The sequence below is a fragment of the Burkholderia sp. BCC1047 genome (assembly GCF_902833155.1).
Taxonomy (GTDB): Bacteria; Pseudomonadota; Gammaproteobacteria; order Burkholderiales; family Burkholderiaceae; genus Burkholderia; species Burkholderia sola.
This window is the reverse complement of record NZ_CADFEH010000008.1, coordinates 142,590-160,208: the sequence shown is the minus strand read 5'-3', so window position 1 is coordinate 160,208 and position 17,619 is coordinate 142,590. Positions and strand designations below refer to the sequence as shown.

Below are 17,619 nucleotides of genomic sequence, written 5' to 3'. Positions count from 1 at the left end.
TCACGCTCCATGACGCGGATCGAAGACGTCGCGCAGCCCGTCGCCGAGCAGGTTGAACGCGAGGCTGACGAGCAGGATCGCGATGCCGGGCAGCGTCGCGACCCACCATGCGTCGAGCAGAACATTGCGGCCCGACGCGACCATGAAGCCCCATTCCGGGCTCGGCGGCTGCGCACCGAGGCCGAGAAAGCCGAGACCCGCGACGGTCAGGATGATGCCGGCCATGTCGAGCGTCGCGCGCACGATCACCGACGACATGCACAGCGGCATGATGTAGCGCAGCAGGATGCGCGGGCCCGACGCGCCTTGCAGCCGCGCCGCATGGATGTAGTCGGCCTGCGCGATGCGGATCGTCTCCGCGCGCGCGAGCCGCGCATACGCAGGCCACGCGGTGATCGAGATCGCGACGACCGCGTTGATCACGCCGGGCCCGAGCGCGGCGGCGAAGGCAAGCGCGAGCACGATCTTCGGGAACGCGAGCGCGATGTCGGTGATGCGCATCAGCACGCTGTCGACGAAGCCGCCGCAATAGCCGGCCGTCGTGCCGATCAGCAGGCCGATCGGCACGACGATCACGACGACGAGCAGCGCGATGCCGAGCGTCAGGCGCGACCCGGCGATCAGCCGCGACAGGATGTCGCGGCCGAGCTGGTCGGTGCCGAACCAATGCGACGGCGAGCCGGGCGGCAGCAGCCGGTCGGACAGCACCTGGCGCAGCGGATCGTGCGGCATGATCAGCGGGCCGACGATCGCGACGACGATCAGGGCGACCAGGATCGCGAGCCCGAACAGGTTGAGCGGATTCGTGGCGAACCGGCGCCAGCGGCGGTACGCGAGGCCGAACGCGGCTTGCGAGCGCGACGCGGGCGCATCGGACAGCAGCCACGCGCGCAGTGTGAGACGCTCGGCATTCATGATTGGACGACCTTCGGCATCGGCGATGAAAAAAGCGGGGTGAAAGCGGTCATGTCGGGGCGGTCCTTTAGCGTGCACGCGGATCGAACACGCGGTACAGCGCATCGGTCAGCAGGTTGACGGTGATGAACATCGCGCCGATCACGAGCGTCGCGCCGAGCACCGCGTTCATGTCGGCGTTCAGCAGCGCGCCGGTCAGGTATGAGCCGAGCCCCGGCCACGCAAACACGATCTCGGTCAGCACCGAGCCTTCGAGCAGGTTGCTGTACGTGAGCGCGATCACGGTCAGCAGCGGCACCGCGATGTTGCCGAACGCATGCCGCCAGATCACGCGCCGCTCCGAGAGGCCCTTCGCGCGCGCGGTGACGATGTATTCCTGGCTCAACTGGTCGAGCATGAATGAGCGCGTCATCCGGCTCAGGTAGGCGACCGAGTAGTAGCCGAGGATCGCGGCCGGCAGCGCGATGTGCGACACCGCGTTGCGGAACACGTCCCACTCGCCGGCGAGCGCCGCGTCGATCAGCAGGCTGCCCGTGCGCGGGTCGACCATTCCGTCGTACACGGGATCGAGCCGGCCGGGCCCGCCGACCCAGTGCAGCCGCGCATAGAACAGCAGCAGCCCCATCAGCCCGAGCCAGAACACCGGCACCGAATTGCCGATCAGCCCGACGAAGCGTGCGATGTGATCGATTGGCCGGTTGTGCTTCACCGCGGCCGCGACGCCGAGCGGCACGCCGATCGCGATGCCGATCAACGTCGCGATCGTCGCGAGTTCGAGCGTGGCCGGGAACACGCGCCTGATGTCGTCGAGCACCGGGTTCGCGGTCAGCAGCGACATGCCGAGATTGCCGTGCAGCACGTCGCGCGCGTAGATCAGGAACTGCGTGACGAGCGGCTTATCGAGGCCGAGTGCGATGCGCTCGGCCGCGTACGCGTCGGCGGACGCGCGATCGCCGAGGATCGCGAGCACGGGATCGATCGGCACCTTGCGGCCGATCACGAACGTCAGCGCGAGTAGCCCCGCGAACGTGACGGCGAGCGTGAGCGCCCAGCGCAGCACGCGCAGCGCCCAGCGTACGGCCGGGCGCCGCGCGGGCAGCGTGCGCAGTGCTTCGAGGGAGGAGGCGGGAGTCGACATGCGGTGAATCTTATTGCTTCTTCAGGTTACGGTACGACACGAGATCGTTGATCGGCCCGACTTCGAGCCCGCTCACGCCGGGCCGCGTCGCGACCTGCGCGACTTTCTCGAACATGATCACGAACGGCGAGCGCGCGAGCATCGCCTTCTGCATCGCCTGGTACCGCTGCGCGCGTTGCGCGGCGGTCGGCTCGGCGAGCGCGGCGTCGGTTTCCTTCGTCAGTTGCGGAATGTCCCAGCTGTTGCGCCAGGCCAGCATCTTATAGCTCGATTTGTCGCCGTTGTCCGGATTCCATGCAAAACCCTGCGCGTTGCTGTGCGGATCGATGTAGTCGGCCGACCATTCGCCGATGTAGATGTCGTGCTGGCGTGCGCGGTATTTCGCGAGCGTCTGCTTGTTGTCGCCGGGGATCAACTGCACTTTGACGCCCGCCTGCGCGAAGTTCGCCTGCACGGCCTGCGCGATCTCCGTGTACGGATAGTCGTTGCGCACGTCCATCGTCACCGAGAAGCCGTTCGGCACGCCGGCCTTCGCGAGCAGCGCCTTCGCCTTCGCGACGTCGAGCTTGTACGGGTTGGAGTTCAGCGTGCCGAGGAAACCTTCGGGCAGGAAGGTCTGGTGCACCTTGTAGGTCGTCTTCACGACGTTGGACTGGATGCCCGCATAGTCGATCAGCCACTTCAGCGCTTCCTGCACGTCGGGCTTCGCGAGCGTCGGGTTCTTCGTGTTCAGGCCGAGATACAGCAGCGTCGCCTGCGGCGAAGCCGCGACCTTCGCCTTGCCGGATTTCACGACCGACGCGAGATCGTCGGGGCTCAGGTCGCGCGCCGCGTCGACGTCGCCGTTTTCCAACAGCAGGCGCTGGCTCGCGGCTTCGGGCACGTGACGCAGCACGATGCGCTTCATCGCGAGCGGCAGCCGGTAGCCGTCGAAGCGCTGCAGCACGATGCTGTCGCCGGCCGCCCACTTGACGAGCTTGTAGCCGCCGGAGCCGGCCTCGTTGGTCTTCAGCCACGCGTTGCCGAAATCGTTGCCCTGCTGGTGCGACAGCAGCAGCTTCTTGTCGAGCACCGACGCGGGCCACGAGCCGAGCACGTTGAGCACGAAGGTCGGCGCGTATTTGTGGTCGGTCGTGATCGACACCGTCTGGTCGTCCAGCTTCTTCACGTTCGCCGCGACGTTGGCCTTCGTGAGCCCGATGCCGGTCAGCACCGCGGCCGGGCCCTTGTCGAGCAGCACCGTGCGCTGGATCGACCACGCGACGTCGTCGGCCGTCAGCGGGTTGCCCGAGTGGAACTTGAGGCCCGCGCGCAGCTTGAACGTATAGGTCAGCCCGTCCGGGCTCACCGTCCACGATTGCGCGACGTCGCCGTTGAATTTCGACGGATCGCGCAGGTCGACGCGCACGAGCCGGTCGTACGTGTTCGCGACGTATTCCTCCGGCACCAGCTCGTAGATCTCGCCGGGGTCGAGCGTCGTGAATTCGTCGAGCAGCGTGGCCATCACGAACATGTCCTTCGGCGTTTCCGCGCGGGCGGCGGAAAACGGAGCGGCGGCGAGCAGGGACGCGGCGGCCAGCGCCGCGACGAGCGGGGAGGTCGGGAATTTCATGGGCGCTTCTCCATCTGTCGTTGAAGTCGTTTGAGTCGTTGAACGTGAACGTGCATGAAAAACGGGGGCGTGCGGCGTCGTCACATCAGGCGCCACGGGCCGCTCGCCGCATTGTCGATCGGCGGCAGCGCGTGCGAGCCGGGCAGCTCGTAGTGCCACCACTCGCTGTCGATGTGCGCGAAGCCGGCCGCATGCATCACGCCGAGCAGCAGCAGCCGGTTGCGTTGCACGTGCTCGGGCAACCCCGCGTGAAAGTGGCCCGACGCGGCCACCATCTCGTCGAAGCCGGTGCCCATGTCGAGCGGCGCGCCGTTCGCGTCGACGAGCGTCAGGTCGATGGCGGTGCCGCGGCTGTGGTTCGACCCGCGGCCGAGATCGGCGACGAAGTTCGGGTCGGGCAGGAAATCCCACAGCACCTGCTGCGCCTGCGGCGGCCGGTATGCGTCGTAGAGGCGCAGCGTGAAGCCGGCTTGCGCGGCGACGTCGACCGCGCGGCGCAGCGCGGCTTCGGCCGGCTCGAGCAGCAGACAGTGCGCGTGGCGGTAGATCGGCTTGCCGGTCAGGTTGCGCTCGGTCGCGTAGACGAGATCGATCTCGACGCGATGCGTGGCGGGCGTGATTTCGACGAGGCGGTGAGGGTTCATCGGCGGTCCGGTTCGCTCAGGATTCGAATTGGTCGAACGTGCGCTGCAGTTCGCGGTTGCGCGCGACGCGCCGGTCGATCGCGGGACCGAGGCGGTCGACGACGGCGGTGATCAGCAGGTTGAACAGGCAGGTGAGCGGCGCGAGCGAATCCCAGAACTGGCCGACGTCGGTCTTCACCTGCAGCAGGTCGGCCGGCCATTCGCGCGCCCACGGGCAATACAGATCGGTGACGAGCGCGAACGGCTGGCCGCGCTCGGCGGCGGCCTGGCAATAGCGGCGCGCGCTGCGCGAATAGGCGCGCGTATCGGTGACGATGCAGTACGGCCGTTCGAACTCGGAATTCAGCGAATCGACGTACGAGCCCGACTGGCCGTCGGAATAGAACACGCGCGGGCGCAGGTATTCGAGGTAGCTGCTGAACGCATTGCTGATGCCGCGGGTCGACTGAATGCCGAGGATGAACACGGCATCGGCATGCGCGATCCGGTCCGCGACCTGCGCGAACACCGGTTCTTCGGCGAGCCGGTACACGTGACGGATCGCGTCGAGTTCGCGCTCGAGCGATGCGGCGAGCGTGCCGCCGCTGCGCTCGTTGTCGCGCGCGTCGGCGGTCGTTGGCATGGCGGCGGCGCGGCGGTACTCGTCGAGGCGGTCGGTGATCATCCACGGGCGGTCGCCGCCGCCGCGCAGTTCGCGTTTCAGGTCGTCGAGATTCCGGTAACCGACGCTGCGCAGGAAACGCCCGACCGAAATGCCGCTGGTGCCGGTCTGCTGCGCGATCTGGTCGGCGGTTTCGAGGCCGAGCCGATCGAGGTTCGCGAGCATGTAGCTGGCAATGCGTTTCGCGGTCGGCGTCAGCTCGGCAAAGCGGGATTCGACGGTGTGGGCGAATGCGCAGGTCATCGGGCTGTTAGATCGTTGTCATTTGATGATTCGATGTCATCTATCTGACAAAGCCAAAATCATCCGCGCTAGCGAATAAAAACTATGGGGTGGTAGGAGGCGATAGGGCGGTGCGTGCGCACAACGACTGGAGCCGCAACGCCCTGTAGGGTGGAAATATTCCTGATAGGAATATTCCGCGTTTATTTGTATCAGAGATAATTTGCGTTTATGCCTGTCAGAGATATACTGCATGGATTGCATACAGGACCCGCGCCGTGAATCTCATCGTCAATACCCCTGCTCAACTGGGCGAAATCCTGTCGTCCGCGCGTCAGGCCAAGGGGCTGACGCAAGCCGAGGCGGCGGCACGCATCGGCGTCGGCCAATCGCGGCTGTCGTCGCTGGAAACGATCCGCACCGAAAGCCTGTCGCTCAAGCAGTTGCTCGAACTGACCGCGCTGTATGGTCTCGAACTCAGCATCCGCACGAAGGACGGGCGCGACGCTGCCAACGTCGAGTGGTGATCGATGGGACGCAAATCGCACAGCCGCGCGCTATCGATCTGGGCCAACGGCGTGCGGGTCGGCATCTGGCGGATTCCCGCGCGCGGCGACATGGAGTTGCTGTACGACATCGGCTGGAAACAGTCGGATGCCGGCCGCCCGCTGTCGCTGTCGCTGCCGTTCGGCATCGGCCCTGCGCCGTTGCGCGGCGAGCGCGTGAACCACTACTTCGACAATCTGCTGCCCGACAGCGACGCGATTCGGCGCCGGCTTGCGTCGCGGTTCGGCACGGCGACGACCGAGCCGTTCGATCTGCTCGCCGCGCTCGGCCGGGACTGCGTCGGTGCGGTGCAGTTGCTCGGCGAGGATGAAGCCCCGACCGGCCATGACCGGATCGACGGTACGCCGTTGTCCGACGACGACGTGGCGCGCGTACTCGATCAGGCGAGCGGGGCGGCGGGCGGTGCGCAGGACGACGACGACTTCCGCCTGTCGCTCGCCGGCGCGCAGGAAAAGACCGCGCTGCTGTTTCACGACGGGCGATGGATGCGTCCGCATGGCGCGACGCCGACCACGCATATCCTCAAGTTGCCGCTCGGGCTCGTCGGCAACAAGCGTGCGGACCTGACGACCTCCGTCGAAAACGAGTGGCTGTGCCTCGCGATCCTGCGCGCGTTCGGGTTGCCGACGGCGGATGCCGACATCCTGCGTTTCGGCGAACACAAGGTGCTGTCGGTCGCGCGCTTCGATCGCGCGCTGCATCGTGATGGCGGATGGCTGTTGCGCTTGCCGCAAGAGGATTTTTGCCAGGCGCTCGGCGTGCCGCCGCATCTGAAATACGAATCGCAGGGCGGCCCCGGCGTGCCCGATCTGGCCGGCATCCTGCGCCGGTCGGAAACGGCGCAGGCCGACCTCGACACGCTGTTCGCCGCATTGGTGGTGTTCTGGATGCTCGCCGCACCGGACGGGCATGCGAAGAACTTCAGCCTGCGCCTGCTGCCGGGCGGCCGCTTCCGCCTGACGCCGCTCTACGACGTGATGTCGATCTGGCCGGTCGAGGGAGATGGCGCGAACCAGTGGTCGTGGCACAAGGCGAAGCTCGCGATGGCCGTGCACGGCAAGCGCAAGCACTACGCGATGCGTGACATCACGCGCCGGCACTTCACTGCGATGGCGGAGTATTGCCTGCTTGGCGATATCGCTACGCCGATCGTCGAACGACTGATTGCGATGACGCCGCACGTGATCGAATCGGTCGGCGCGGCGCTGCCGGCCGGGTTTCCGGCAAGGATCGCCGAACGCATTCTCGGAGGATTGCTCTTCGCTGCGCAACGGCTTGCCGACATGCCGCGGGAGTGACCCGGTCCCGGTCCGGGCCGGGCAGGTGAAAGCACGCGCATCCGCATTTTCCTGTTCCAGTCGATCGCATCGAGTCGCCATCGCGCGGCGCGCCTATCGATCTCTTCTCGTCGCCATTCATCCATTGCTGCGTCGCAACAATTACAAAAATTAAAGTCGATCAGTTTTAGTCATTAATTCAGGTTAATAATTCATTTAATTTTTAGATGAATATGGATTTAACTTGCGTCACGGGATGTTCGATTTTCGGTAATTCGAAAAACGGCAAGTGTTCCGTAGTGGAAATTCTCTCGATTGCAAAAATGAAGAGGAAATCATGACGAATCTTTCTCGACGCAGGATGTTGACGAGTACGGCCGGCGCCATTGCTGCCGCGGGCATTGCGGTAACGGCGAAGGCCGCTTCGTTCGGTAACCCGGACAGCCCGCCGGAAGGCGCGGTGAATGCGCGCAACCGCCAGAGCCTGACCGACCCGGGGCCTAAAAATCCGGCCATCGCCAATCAATTCCCGTCTTTTCAGGATCCGCCGGCCACCGATATCAACGGGATGCCGTTATTCTGGGCGTCTTTCAATAATGCGCATAAACGCATTCAGAATGGCGGATGGGCGCGCGAAGTCACGCAGGATGATTTCGCGATTTCCGAAACCATCTCCGGCGTCAATATGCGGCTGACGCGCGGCGGCATTCGCGAAATGCACTGGCACCAGCAGGCCGAGTGGGCGATCATGCTCGACGGCCGCTGCCGGATCACGGTGCTCGACGAACTCGGGCGGCCGTCGGTGCAGGACGTCAAGACCGGCGATCTCTGGTATTTCCCGCCCGGCCTCCCGCATTCGCTGCAGGGCCTCGGCAGCGACGGCGCCGAATTTCTGCTCGCCTTCGATAACGGTCGCGCGTCGGAATTCAACACGCTGCTGTTGACCGACTGGATCGCGCATACGCCGCCCGACGTGCTCGCGTTGAACTTCGGCGTGCCGGCCGACGCGTTCAGGAACGTGCCGCTCGACAACCTGTGGATCTTCCAGGGCGACGAACCGGGCCCGCTCGCGGACGCGCAGCGCGCGTCGGCCGCGTCGGCCGGTGCGCCGCCGCATCCGTTCGTGTTTTCGCTCGGCGACATGAAGCCGGTCAGGAAGACGCGCGGGGGCGAGGTGCGGATCGCGGACAGCACCAACTTCAACGTGTCGACGACCGTCGCGGCGGCGCTCGTCACCGTGCACCCGGGCGGCATGCGCGAGCTGCACTGGCATCCGAACGCCGACGAATGGCAGTACTACCTGCAGGGCGAGGCGCGGATGACCGTGTTCGACACGGGGCCGAAGGCGCAGACGGCCGACTTCCGCGCGGGCGACGTCGGCTATGTGAAGAAGAGCCTCGGCCACTACGTGCAGAACACTGGGCAGACCGACCTCGTGTTCCTCGAGATCTTCAAGACCGACCGCTATGCGGAGGTGTCGTTGTCCGACTGGCTTGCGCACACGCCGCCGAAGCTCGTCGAAGCGCACCTGAACATCGCACCGGACGTGATCGCGCAGTTTCCGCGCAATCGTCCCGACGTCGTGCCGCTGTAATGCCGTCGGCGTCTTGCCGTGGCCGGCACGCGGCATGCCGGCCGTGGCGGGCGCGATCCCCGCATCGGTCTTCCTTATTCGAACGGAATACTCACATGATCCCCGTCCCGAGCAAATCTGCCGGTGGCTTCGCGCTGCCGGGCCGGTCCATCGAGCCTACCGACGGCGCGGCGCGCGCCGCGCTGGAAGGGCGCCGCACCGGCGTCGCCGCGCTGCTGCCGTTCGTCGGCCCGGCCGTGATCGCGTCGATCGGCTACATGGACCCCGGCAACTTCGCGACCAACATCCAGGCCGGCGCCGCGTACGGGTACCGGCTGCTGTGGGTCGTGCTGGCCGCGAACGCGATCGCGATGCTGTTCCAGGCGATGTCGGCGAAGCTCGGCATCGTGACCGGCCGCAATCTCGCCGAGCTGTGCCGCGACCGTTTCCCCGCGCCGGTCGTGTGGGGTATGTGGATCGCGTCGGAGATCGCCGCGATGGCCACCGATCTCGCCGAATTCCTCGGCGGCGCGCTTGCGTTCGGGTTGTTGTGCCATCTGTCGCTGTTCGCGGGGATGATCGCGACCGCGTTCGCGACCTGCGCGATCCTCGCGCTCGAAAAACGCGGCTTCCGGCCGCTGGAAGCGGCGATCGCGGCGCTGGTCGGCGTGATCGGCGCGTGCTATCTCGGCGAACTGCTGATCGCGCCGCAGGACTGGCATGCGGCCGCGTTTCATCTGGTGGTCCCGCAGATTCCGGATCATGCGGCGCTGACGATCGCGGTCGGCATCATCGGCGCGACGATCATGCCGCATACGCTGTATCTGCATTCGGGTCTCACGCAGGATCGCACCGCGCCGCGCGACGACGGAGAGCGGCGGCGGCTCGTGCGTTTCTCGAACCGCGAGGTCGTGATCGCGCTGGGGCTCGCCGGGTTCGTGAATCTCGCGATGGTGATGATGGCGTCGTCGGCGTTTCACGCGGCCGCGCCCGGCATGACCGACATCGGCGACGCCTATCACACGCTGATCCCGGTGCTCGGGCCGGCGGCTGGCGCGCTGTTTCTCGTCGCGCTGCTGACCTCCGGCGTGTCGAGCTCGGTGGTCGGCACGATGGCGGGGCAGGTCGTGATGCAGGGCTTCATCCGCCGCCGCATGTCGATCTGGGTGCGGCGCGCGGTGACGATCGCGCCCGCGTTCGTGGTGGTCGCGCTCGGCTGCGACGTCACGCGGGCGATGGTGGCCAGCCAGGTCGTGCTGAGCTTCGTGCTGCCGATGCCGATGATCGCGCTGCTGATGCTGTCGGCGCGCAAGGACGTGATGGGCGCTTACGCGATGCGGATGCCGCTGCGGATCGTCGCCGGCGCGGCGACGGTCGTGATCGTCGGGCTGAATGCGTACCTGGTATGGGCGGCATTCAATTGAACGGGTATGCGCGTTCTTGTCCCGTGACGTGTGCGCGGCACGGTATCCGACCGATGGCGGTCGTTATCGATCGCCGCACGGTCGGCGCCGGCGCCGCGGCCCGCGGCGATTACCCGCGCGGCGGCGTGGCCGCACGCGCGGGCAGCCGCGATTACTTCGCGAGCGTGCGGTATGACACGAGGTCGTTGATCGGCCCGATTTCCGGTCCGGTCGCGCCGGGGCGCGTGGCGACCTGCACGACCTTCTCGAACATGATGATGAACGGCGAGTTCGCGAGCACGGCCTTCTGCAGCGCTTCGTAACGCTGCGCGCGCTTCGCGGGCGATGGCTCGACGAGCGCGGCCTCGGTGTCCTTCGTCAGTTGCGGAATGTCCCAGCTGTTGCGCCACGCGAGCATCTTGGTCGGCGACTGGTCCGAGTTGTCCGGATTCCACGCGAAACCGCGCGCGTTGCTGTTCGGGTCCATGTAGTCGGGCGACCACTCGCCGACGAAGATGTCGTGCTGGCGCGCGCGGTACTTGCCGATCGCCTGCTTCGCGTCGCCCGGGATCAGCTTCACGCGGATGCCGCCCTGCGCGAAGTTCGCCTGCAGCGCCTGCGCGATCTCGAGGTACGGATAGTCGTTCGGCATGTCCATCGTCACGTCGAAACCGTTCGGCAGGCCGGCCTTCGCGAGCAGCGCCTTCGCCTTCGCGACGTCCTGCTTGTACGGCCGCGCGTTCGACGCGCCGAGGAAGCCTTCGGGCAGGAAGGTCTGATGCACCTTGTAGGTCGTGCTGACGATGTTGCGCTGGATGCCGTCGTAATCGACGAGCCACTTCATCGCCTGCTGCACCTCGGGCTTCGCGAGGTTCGGGTTCTTCGTGTTCAGGCTCAGGTACAGCAGCGCCGACACCGGCCACGACGCGATCTTGATCTTGCCGGCCTTCGACAGCGCGGCGAGGCTGTCGGGGCTCAGGTTGCGCGCGGCGTCGGCGTCGCCGTTCTCCAGCAGCAGCCGTTGCGCGGACGCTTCGGGCACGTGGCGCAGCACCACGCGCTTCATCGGGTACGGCGTGCGGTATTTGTCGAAGCGCTGCAGCACGATGCTCTCGTTCGGCGTCCACTTGACGAGCTGGTACGGGCCCGAGCCCGCGTCGTTGGTGCGCAGCCAGCCGCTGCCGAAATCGTTGCCTTGCTGGTGCGACAGCAGCAGCTTCTTGTCGAAGACCGAGGCCGGGCACGCGCTCAGCACGTTGAGCACGAAGCTCGGCGCGTACTTGCGGTCGGTTTCCAGCACGACGGTTTGCGGATCGACCACGCGCACCTTCTGCGTCACGTTCGCCTTCGTGAGGCCGAGATCGGCAAGCACGCCGGCCGGCCCCTTGTCGAGCAGGATGGTGCGCTGCAACGACCACGCGACGTCGTCGGCGGTGACCGGGTTGCCGGAGTGGAACGTGAGGCCGGGGCGCAGCTTGAACGTGTAGGTCACGCCGTCGGCGCCGACCGTCCACGATTGCGCGATCTGTCCGTCGAAGCGCGTCGGGTCCTTCAGGTCGACGCGTACCAGCCGTTCGTAGGTGTTCGCGACGTATTCGGACGGCACCAGCTCGTAAATCCCGCTCGGGTCGAGGGTCGTGAATTCGCCGAGCTGCGTGGCGACGACGAAGATGCCGGACGGCGTGGCTGCCTGCGCCGGCAGCGCCGGAACAAGCGCGACGAGCGCGGCGCTGACGAACAGCCGGGACAGCAGGTGCTTCATGCGGGCTCCGTTGAAAGGGAATCGTGGGTGCGATTCTCTCATCGACGGGCACCCGGATGAAAATATTCGGCAGGCGCGCCGGTTGGCGCGCAGCGGCGGCCGGGCAGACGCCCGGCGCGGGAGGACGTCAGATCGCGCAGCGCGCGACCGCGAAGCGCATCGCTTCCTCGGCCGGTTCATTGCCCGAGCCGCGCACGACCTTGATCACCGAGCCATTGCCCGACGGCGTCAGCGTGACGAAGTACGAATTCGAGCCGACGGCGATGTCCGTTACGCCGTTGTGCTGCGATTGCTCGGTGCCCGACAGGCGGCTGTCGAGGCAGTTCGCGACCGCGTAGGCCGGACGTTGCGACGACACGTAGATCATCGGCGCGGCGCCGGACGCAGAGGCCGAATCGGACGAGGGCGCGGAACCGCAGGCGGCGAGCAGGGCGGCGGGAAGGAGCAGCAGGAATCGTTTCATGGTCGGTCGTCGGGTGTCTCGTATCGAGGCTGGGGCGCGGGGGGCGAAACGCGAAGCTTCGCGACGAAACCGCCCGGAATCGGGCCGTTTTGACGGACGACGATGCAACGGGCGGCTGACGACGGAGTATACCCGCAGCATTCGACGCCGTTGGCGCGTTGAAACGATTCGATACAACCGGCGCCCGCTGCCGGACGGGCGCTTGCTTCCGTTGTCGTCGTGACCGGCGAGTCGCGCTGCCGGCGCGAGGCGCGCCGCTGCCGCGCATCCCGTCAATGCGCGCCGGCCGCCGCCGCGTCGGCATCGCCGCCGCCCGAGCGCACCGGTTTCGTGATCCAGATGAGCGGGATGATCGCGACGAAGATGATCGCCGACACGTAGAAGATGTCGTTCAATCCCATCACGGCCGCCTGCGAATCGACCGACGCATTGAAGAACGCGAGCGCCGAATCGGGGCTCAGGTGCAGCAGCGAACGGGACGTGTCGAGCTGTTGCGTGAAGACCGGATTGGTGACGCTCGCCTGTTCGGTGAGCCGCACGTGATGCAGGATCGTGCGGTCGTTCCACGCATTGCTAATCAGCGATGTCCCCACCGCGCCGCAGAACGTGCGGCCGAAATTCGACAGGCCGGCCGCGGCCGGGATCTTGTCCGGCGGCAGCCCGGACAGGATGATCGACGTCAGCGGCACGAAGAACATCGCCATCGGAATGCCTTGCAGCAGCGTCGGCAGCACGAGATCCCAGTGCGACACGTCGGTGTAGAACGTCGTGCGCATCATGAACACGACCGCGAAGCCGACGAACGCGAGCGTCGCGATATAACGCGGATCGGTGCGCGGCAGCAGGCGCCCCATGACCGGCGTGAGCAGGATTGCGAACACGCCGAGCGGCGCGGTGGCGAGCCCCGAATCGACCGCGCGGTAGCCGAGATAGCCCTGCATCCATTGCGGCAGCAGCACGAGCGTGCCGAAGAACATCCCGTACGCGACGGAGATCGCGATCGTGCCGCCCGCGAAGTTGCGTTGCGTGAAGAGCCGCAGGTCGACGATCGGGTTGGCCTCGTTCAGCTCCCAGATGAGGAAGAATGCGAAGCCGATCAGCGCGACGATGCCCAGCGCGACGATCACGGGCGAATTGAACCAGTCGAGATCCTTGCCCTTGTCGAGCATGATCTGCAGCGAGGCGACCCACAGCACGAGCAGCAGCAGTCCGACCGTATCGATCGGCAGGCGGCGCGTGGCCGATTCGCGATCGCGGAACACGAACCACGTGACGGCCGCCGCGAAGAAGCCGACCGGAATGTTGATGTAGAAGATCCACGACCAGTTGTAGTCGTACGTGATCCAGCCGCCGAGCGACGGCCCCGCGATCGGACCGACGAGCGCGGTCATCGACCACAGCGCGAGCGCCGTCGACGACTTCTGCCGCGGCCACGCGCCGAGCAGCAGCGCCTGCGACAGCGGCGCGAGCGGTCCCGCCACGGCCCCTTGCAGAATTCGCGCGGCGAGCAGCGTCGGCAGGTTCGGCGCGATTCCGCACAGCCACGACGCGAACACGAACAGCAGGATCGACGTGACGAACAGGCGCACCTGGCCGAAGCGCTGCGTGAGCCAGCCGGTCAGCGGAATCGACACCGCGTTCGCGGCCGCGAAGATCGTGATCACCCACGTGCCTTCGTCGACCGACACGCCGAGGTCGCCCGAGATCGTCGGGATCGCGACGTTCGCGATCGACGAATCGAGCACGTTCATGAACATCGCGAGCGATACCGCGATCGTGCCGATCGCGAGCTTGCCGCCCGACAGCGGCGCCTGGGGTGACGGAGATGACATGGTGTTCCTGCGTGATGAAAGGTGGCCCGCGGGGCGCATGCGCCGGTGGCGGCCGCGCACGGGCGTGCGGCGGCCGCGCGTGCGGACACGCGCGACGTGCGCGCGGCCCGGTAAGCGAAGGCCGCTCGCGCGCAGCGTGCGGTTCAGGCGTTCGATCGGATCGGCGAAGCCGTGACGGCTTCGGCAAGCAGGCAGGCCGGTCAGGAAGGCGCGACGCGCGTGACGCGTCGGCGGGCAGCGCTCAGGTGGCTGCCGTCGCGTGTGTGGTCATTTTTCATCGGCACAGGCTAACGATGCGGCGAACGGCGATCAACGCTTGCGCGCTCATTAATTCCTTTCCTGCGCTGCAATAATGCAGCGGACGTGCATCGATTGCCGGTCGTGCGATGGCGGTTACGGCGCGGCTACGACGCGGCCCGCCACGCAGTAAAGACTTCCGTCAGGAATTCGACGAACGCACGCACCTTGCTGTCGAGCGTCGCGCGCTTCGGGTACAGCGCGTGCAGCTCGACGTCGTCGGTGCGGTGCCAGTCGGGCAGCACGATTTCGAGTTCGTTGCTCGCGAGCCGCCGTGTGGTGAAGTGGGTCGAAATCAGCGCGATGCCGCCGCCGCTCGCGGCCTGGCGCAGCACCGTGACCGATTCGTTCGAGATCAGCACGGGCCGCACCGGCACGTCGGCGACGTCGCCGGCCGCGTTGGTCAGGCGCAGCGTCAGGCCGGGCGCGTCGCGGCCGACGAACAGGATGTCGTGATCGGCGAGATCCTGCGGCGTGTGCGGCCGGCCGGCGCGGTCGAGATAGTGCGGGCTGGCCGCGAGCTTCGCGTGCGACCAGCCGAGCGAGCGCGCGACATAGCCGGAATCCGTCAGCACGCCGGTGCGCAGCGCGACGTCGAAGCCGTGTTCGACGAGGTCGAGCGCGCTGTTGTCGTAGATCAGCACGAGCTGGACCAGCGGGTAGCGCCGGCGAAATTCGGCGAGCGCCGGCTCCAGTTCGAACAGGCCGATCGCGTAGGGCACCAGCACGCGCAGCGTGCCTTCGGGCTCCGTGCGCAGCGCGCGCACCTGACGGTCCGCGTCGAGCAGGATCTCCTCGGCGCGCAGGCAGCGTTCGTAGTAGTCGCGTCCGGCTTCGGTGACGGACACGCGACGCGTCGTGCGGTACAGCAGCTGGACGCCGAGGTCGTCCTCGAGCTGCCGGATCTTGCGGCTCACGCGGCTGAGCGGCATGTCGAGTTGCGTGGCGGCGGCCGTGAAGCTGCCGCGCTCCACCACGCGCAGGAATATCCGGATGCTCTCGAGGTCCATGCGATTCGTTTCAGTGTTCGACATGCGCGCATCTTACCGTCGCGGGCCGGATCGCCGCGGGTCGAGCCGATTATCCCGCCCGGCGCAATAACGCATCCCGCCGCCGCCCCGTAGTGGCGGCCGGCGCGCGACCGTATGCTCGCCGCATGAAATTCGCATTCCCCAGCATGCCGCCGCTCGCGGCCGTCCGGGCCGCGCTGCGCGACGCGCGGCCGACGCTGCCGCCCGGCGCGCTTGCATTCGCACTCCGCAATACGGCCGCGTCGCTGCTCGCGCTCTATATCGCGTTCCGGATGAATCTCGACGATCCGATGTGGGCCGCGTCGACCGTCTGGATCGTCGCGCAGGGCAGCCGCGGGATGGGACTGTCGAAGAGCCAGTACCGGATTCTCGGAACCGCGATCGGTGCGACCGTCGCGCTCGCGCTGACCGGCGCGTTCGCGCAGACACCCGAATTGTTCCTGCCCGCGCTCGCCGCCTGGATCGGCTTGTGTGCGGGTATCGCGACGTTCCAGCGGAATTTTCGTGCGTATGCGGCGGTGCTCGCGGGCTATACGGCCGCGATCGTCGCGATGGACGCGGTATCGGCGCCGCTGCACGCGTTCGATATCGCGGTCGCGCGGTTCCTGTACGTGGTGGTCGGCATCCTGTGCGGTGCGCTGTGCGAAACGGTGTTCGCGCCGGGCACACCGCTGGAGGATGTCCGGACGCGGCTCGCGCGCTATCTCGACCGCGCGGTGGCGGTCGGCGCGGGCGCGCTGCGCCGCGAGCCGAACGGCGCGGCCGTGCACCGGCTGTTCGCGGACGCGCTCGAACTCGACACGGCGGCCGAATATGCGGCCGCCGGCGCACCGCCGGTGCGCAACATGATCGGCCATCTGCGCGCGGCGGCGCTCGGCGTGCTCACCGCGCAGGCCGCGGGGCAAGCGATTCGCGAACACGCGGCGCGCGGCGGCGATGCGCCGGAACCGCTCGTCGACGAGGCGGCAAGCGTGCTCGACCGCGTCGCCGTGTCGGGCGATGCGGCGCACGAGATGGCGGCGCTGCGCGCACGCGTGGACGATGCACTGCGTGTCGAAGCCGCCGTGCCGGCCGGCCCGGACACGTCGCGCCTGCTCACGCTCGACCGGCTGTCGGCACTGCTCGGCGGGTTCGACCGCGCATTCGCGAGCCTGGCATTGTTCGACCGGCCGGTGCCTCCCTCTGCACGCGTGCGTTACGCGTTCCACCGCGATCCGGTGCTCGCGTGCCACAACGGCATTCGCGCGTTCATCGCGGTGCTGGCCGCGTCGGCGATCTGGATCTTCACCGCGTGGCCGGCGGGCGGCGGGTTCGTCGCGATCACGGCCGTGGTGAGCGCACTGTTCTCGACACGCCCCAATTCGGTGCGTGCGATCGTCGGTTTCATGAAAGGCACGGCATGCGCGGCGGTCGCGGGCGCCCTCTGCAACTTCATCCTGCTGCCGGCGGTGTCGGGTTTCGAAATGCTCGCCTACATTCTCGGCATGTTCCTGATCGGCACCGGGATCGCGATGCGTCATCCGCGCACGGCCGCGATGGGCAGCGCGTTCTCGATCTTCTTCTGGAATTTCACGTCGCCGGACAACACGACGCGCATCGGCGACGCCGCGTTTCTGAACAGCGCGCTCGCGACGCTGCTCGGCATCGCGTTCGGCGCGCTGGTATTCGCGCTGGTGTTTCCCGGCGATCCGGGCACGAGCCGACGGCGTCTGCACCGCGCGGTGCGTCGCGATCTGGCCGGCATCGCACGCGATCCGCGTGCATGGTCCGCAAGCGCATGGCTGAGCCGCACGGCCGACCGTCTCGGGCGCGAGCTCGGTTTCGCGGGCAGCCTGCCGCAGACGCTGATCGAGCGCGACATGCGTGACCTGCTCGCGATCTGGGGGCTCGGCGACAGCCTGCTGTCGCTTGCCGAACTGGCCACGCGCGAGCCGGCCGCGCGCCGCGCGGCGGCGGTGGTGCGCGCTCGCGTCGCGCGGGCGGATTTCGCGCGGCTCGAACGGACCTGCGACGCCGCGGCCCGCCTGTTGCGCCGTCGCGTGGCCGCGCGCGACGGCGACGCCGCGCATGCATTGCTGAGCGGCATCGTCCTGCTGCGACGGATCGCGGACGCGGCCGCCGAACATGGCGGCTTCTTGCGCGGCCGCCGCGATTGAGCGGCGCGAGTCAGGTGTAGCGGATCAGGCGAGGCGGTACGACGGGCCGGGCGTCACTTCGGCCGG

Annotated in this window: 14 protein-coding genes; 5 read left to right on the top strand and 9 right to left on the bottom strand. The window is 67.3% G+C overall.

What is annotated here, in order from left to right; all coding sequences use genetic code 11:
- The 5 genes from nikC to HWX55_RS11545 form a co-directional block, all read right to left on the bottom strand.
- Positions 1 to 915 carry a nickel transporter permease gene (nikC, locus tag HWX55_RS11565; protein WP_175975689.1) on the bottom strand — a complete coding sequence of 305 codons (915 nt, stop codon included), beginning with the start codon at positions 913 to 915 and terminating at the stop codon, positions 1 to 3.
- A gap of 67 nt (positions 916 to 982) precedes the next feature.
- Positions 983 to 2,053, bottom strand: coding sequence for an ABC transporter permease (locus tag HWX55_RS11560; RefSeq protein WP_175975688.1), 1,071 nt, complete (start codon positions 2,051 to 2,053; stop codon positions 983 to 985).
- Positions 2,054 to 2,063: 10 nt separating this feature from the next.
- Positions 2,064 to 3,665, bottom strand: a complete 1,602-nt coding sequence (locus HWX55_RS11555; protein WP_175975687.1) for an ABC transporter substrate-binding protein — start codon at positions 3,663 to 3,665, stop codon at positions 2,064 to 2,066.
- 80 nt (positions 3,666 to 3,745) lie between these two features.
- Positions 3,746 to 4,309 carry a D-alanyl-D-alanine dipeptidase gene (gene ddpX, locus HWX55_RS11550; protein ID WP_175975686.1) on the bottom strand — a complete coding sequence of 188 codons (564 nt, stop codon included), beginning with the start codon at positions 4,307 to 4,309 and terminating at the stop codon, positions 3,746 to 3,748.
- Positions 4,310 to 4,325: 16 nt separating this feature from the next.
- Positions 4,326 to 5,213, bottom strand: a complete 888-nt coding sequence (locus HWX55_RS11545; protein WP_175975685.1) for a MurR/RpiR family transcriptional regulator — start codon at positions 5,211 to 5,213, stop codon at positions 4,326 to 4,328.
- 257 nt (positions 5,214 to 5,470) lie between these two features.
- Here HWX55_RS11545 and HWX55_RS11540 point away from each other — a divergent pair, with 257 nt between their 5' ends.
- The 4 genes from HWX55_RS11540 (at position 5,471) to HWX55_RS11525 (ending at position 10,033) form a co-directional block, all read left to right on the top strand.
- Entirely contained in the window at positions 5,471 to 5,719 is a 249-nt protein-coding gene (locus tag HWX55_RS11540) for a helix-turn-helix transcriptional regulator (RefSeq protein ID WP_050012821.1), read from the top strand.
- A 3-nt stretch (positions 5,720 to 5,722) separates the two neighbouring features.
- Positions 5,723 to 7,057, top strand: a complete 1,335-nt coding sequence (locus tag HWX55_RS11535; RefSeq protein ID WP_175975684.1) for a type II toxin-antitoxin system HipA family toxin — start codon at positions 5,723 to 5,725, stop codon at positions 7,055 to 7,057.
- A gap of 316 nt (positions 7,058 to 7,373) precedes the next feature.
- The gene (locus tag HWX55_RS11530) at positions 7,374 to 8,630 is read left to right on the top strand and encodes an oxalate decarboxylase family bicupin (RefSeq protein WP_050012819.1); all 1,257 of its coding nucleotides are present in this window, start codon (positions 7,374 to 7,376) and stop codon (positions 8,628 to 8,630) included.
- A 95-nt stretch (positions 8,631 to 8,725) separates the two neighbouring features.
- Positions 8,726 to 10,033 carry an Nramp family divalent metal transporter gene (locus HWX55_RS11525; RefSeq protein ID WP_175975683.1) on the top strand — a complete coding sequence of 436 codons (1,308 nt, stop codon included), beginning with the start codon at positions 8,726 to 8,728 and terminating at the stop codon, positions 10,031 to 10,033.
- 151 nt (positions 10,034 to 10,184) lie between these two features.
- Here the strand turns inward: HWX55_RS11525 and HWX55_RS11520 are convergent, their stop codons facing one another.
- The 4 genes from HWX55_RS11520 to HWX55_RS11505 form a co-directional block, all read right to left on the bottom strand.
- Positions 10,185 to 11,774, bottom strand: coding sequence for an ABC transporter substrate-binding protein (locus tag HWX55_RS11520; RefSeq protein ID WP_175975682.1), 1,590 nt, complete (start codon positions 11,772 to 11,774; stop codon positions 10,185 to 10,187).
- A gap of 127 nt (positions 11,775 to 11,901) precedes the next feature.
- Positions 11,902 to 12,237, bottom strand: a complete 336-nt coding sequence (locus HWX55_RS11515; RefSeq protein WP_175975681.1) for a sugar ABC transporter ATPase — start codon at positions 12,235 to 12,237, stop codon at positions 11,902 to 11,904.
- A gap of 272 nt (positions 12,238 to 12,509) precedes the next feature.
- A complete protein-coding gene (locus HWX55_RS11510) occupies positions 12,510 to 14,069 on the bottom strand; it encodes a DHA2 family efflux MFS transporter permease subunit (RefSeq protein ID WP_175975680.1) in 1,560 nt (519 codons plus the stop codon).
- Positions 14,070 to 14,473: 404 nt separating this feature from the next.
- Positions 14,474 to 15,376, bottom strand: a complete 903-nt coding sequence (locus HWX55_RS11505) for a LysR family transcriptional regulator (protein ID WP_124639145.1) — start codon at positions 15,374 to 15,376, stop codon at positions 14,474 to 14,476.
- Between the two features lie 146 nt (positions 15,377 to 15,522).
- Here HWX55_RS11505 and HWX55_RS11500 point away from each other — a divergent pair, with 146 nt between their 5' ends.
- Entirely contained in the window at positions 15,523 to 17,553 is a 2,031-nt protein-coding gene (locus tag HWX55_RS11500; RefSeq protein ID WP_175975679.1) for an FUSC family protein, read from the top strand.
- The last annotated feature ends 66 nt before the right edge of the window (positions 17,554 to 17,619 follow it).

Bases quoted from the DNA above. Each gene is read 5' to 3' on its own strand.
- nikC (WP_175975689.1), bottom strand. From the start codon at position 915: ATGAATGCCGAGCGTCTCACACTGCGCGCGTGGCTGCTGTCCGATGCG.
- HWX55_RS11560 (WP_175975688.1), bottom strand. From the start codon at position 2,053: ATGTCGACTCCCGCCTCCTCCCTCGAAGCACTGCGCACGCTGCCCGCG.
- HWX55_RS11555 (WP_175975687.1), bottom strand. From the start codon at position 3,665: ATGAAATTCCCGACCTCCCCGCTCGTCGCGGCGCTGGCCGCCGCGTCC.
- ddpX (WP_175975686.1), bottom strand. From the start codon at position 4,309: ATGAACCCTCACCGCCTCGTCGAAATCACGCCCGCCACGCATCGCGTC.
- HWX55_RS11545 (WP_175975685.1), bottom strand. From the start codon at position 5,213: ATGACCTGCGCATTCGCCCACACCGTCGAATCCCGCTTTGCCGAGCTG.
- HWX55_RS11535 (WP_175975684.1), top strand. From the start codon at position 5,723: ATGGGACGCAAATCGCACAGCCGCGCGCTATCGATCTGGGCCAACGGC.
- HWX55_RS11530 (WP_050012819.1), top strand. From the start codon at position 7,374: ATGACGAATCTTTCTCGACGCAGGATGTTGACGAGTACGGCCGGCGCC.
- HWX55_RS11525 (WP_175975683.1), top strand. From the start codon at position 8,726: ATGATCCCCGTCCCGAGCAAATCTGCCGGTGGCTTCGCGCTGCCGGGC.
- HWX55_RS11520 (WP_175975682.1), bottom strand. From the start codon at position 11,774: ATGAAGCACCTGCTGTCCCGGCTGTTCGTCAGCGCCGCGCTCGTCGCG.
- HWX55_RS11515 (WP_175975681.1), bottom strand. From the start codon at position 12,237: ATGAAACGATTCCTGCTGCTCCTTCCCGCCGCCCTGCTCGCCGCCTGC.
- HWX55_RS11510 (WP_175975680.1), bottom strand. From the start codon at position 14,069: ATGTCATCTCCGTCACCCCAGGCGCCGCTGTCGGGCGGCAAGCTCGCG.
- HWX55_RS11505 (WP_124639145.1), bottom strand. From the start codon at position 15,376: ATGGACCTCGAGAGCATCCGGATATTCCTGCGCGTGGTGGAGCGCGGC.
- HWX55_RS11500 (WP_175975679.1), top strand. From the start codon at position 15,523: ATGAAATTCGCATTCCCCAGCATGCCGCCGCTCGCGGCCGTCCGGGCC.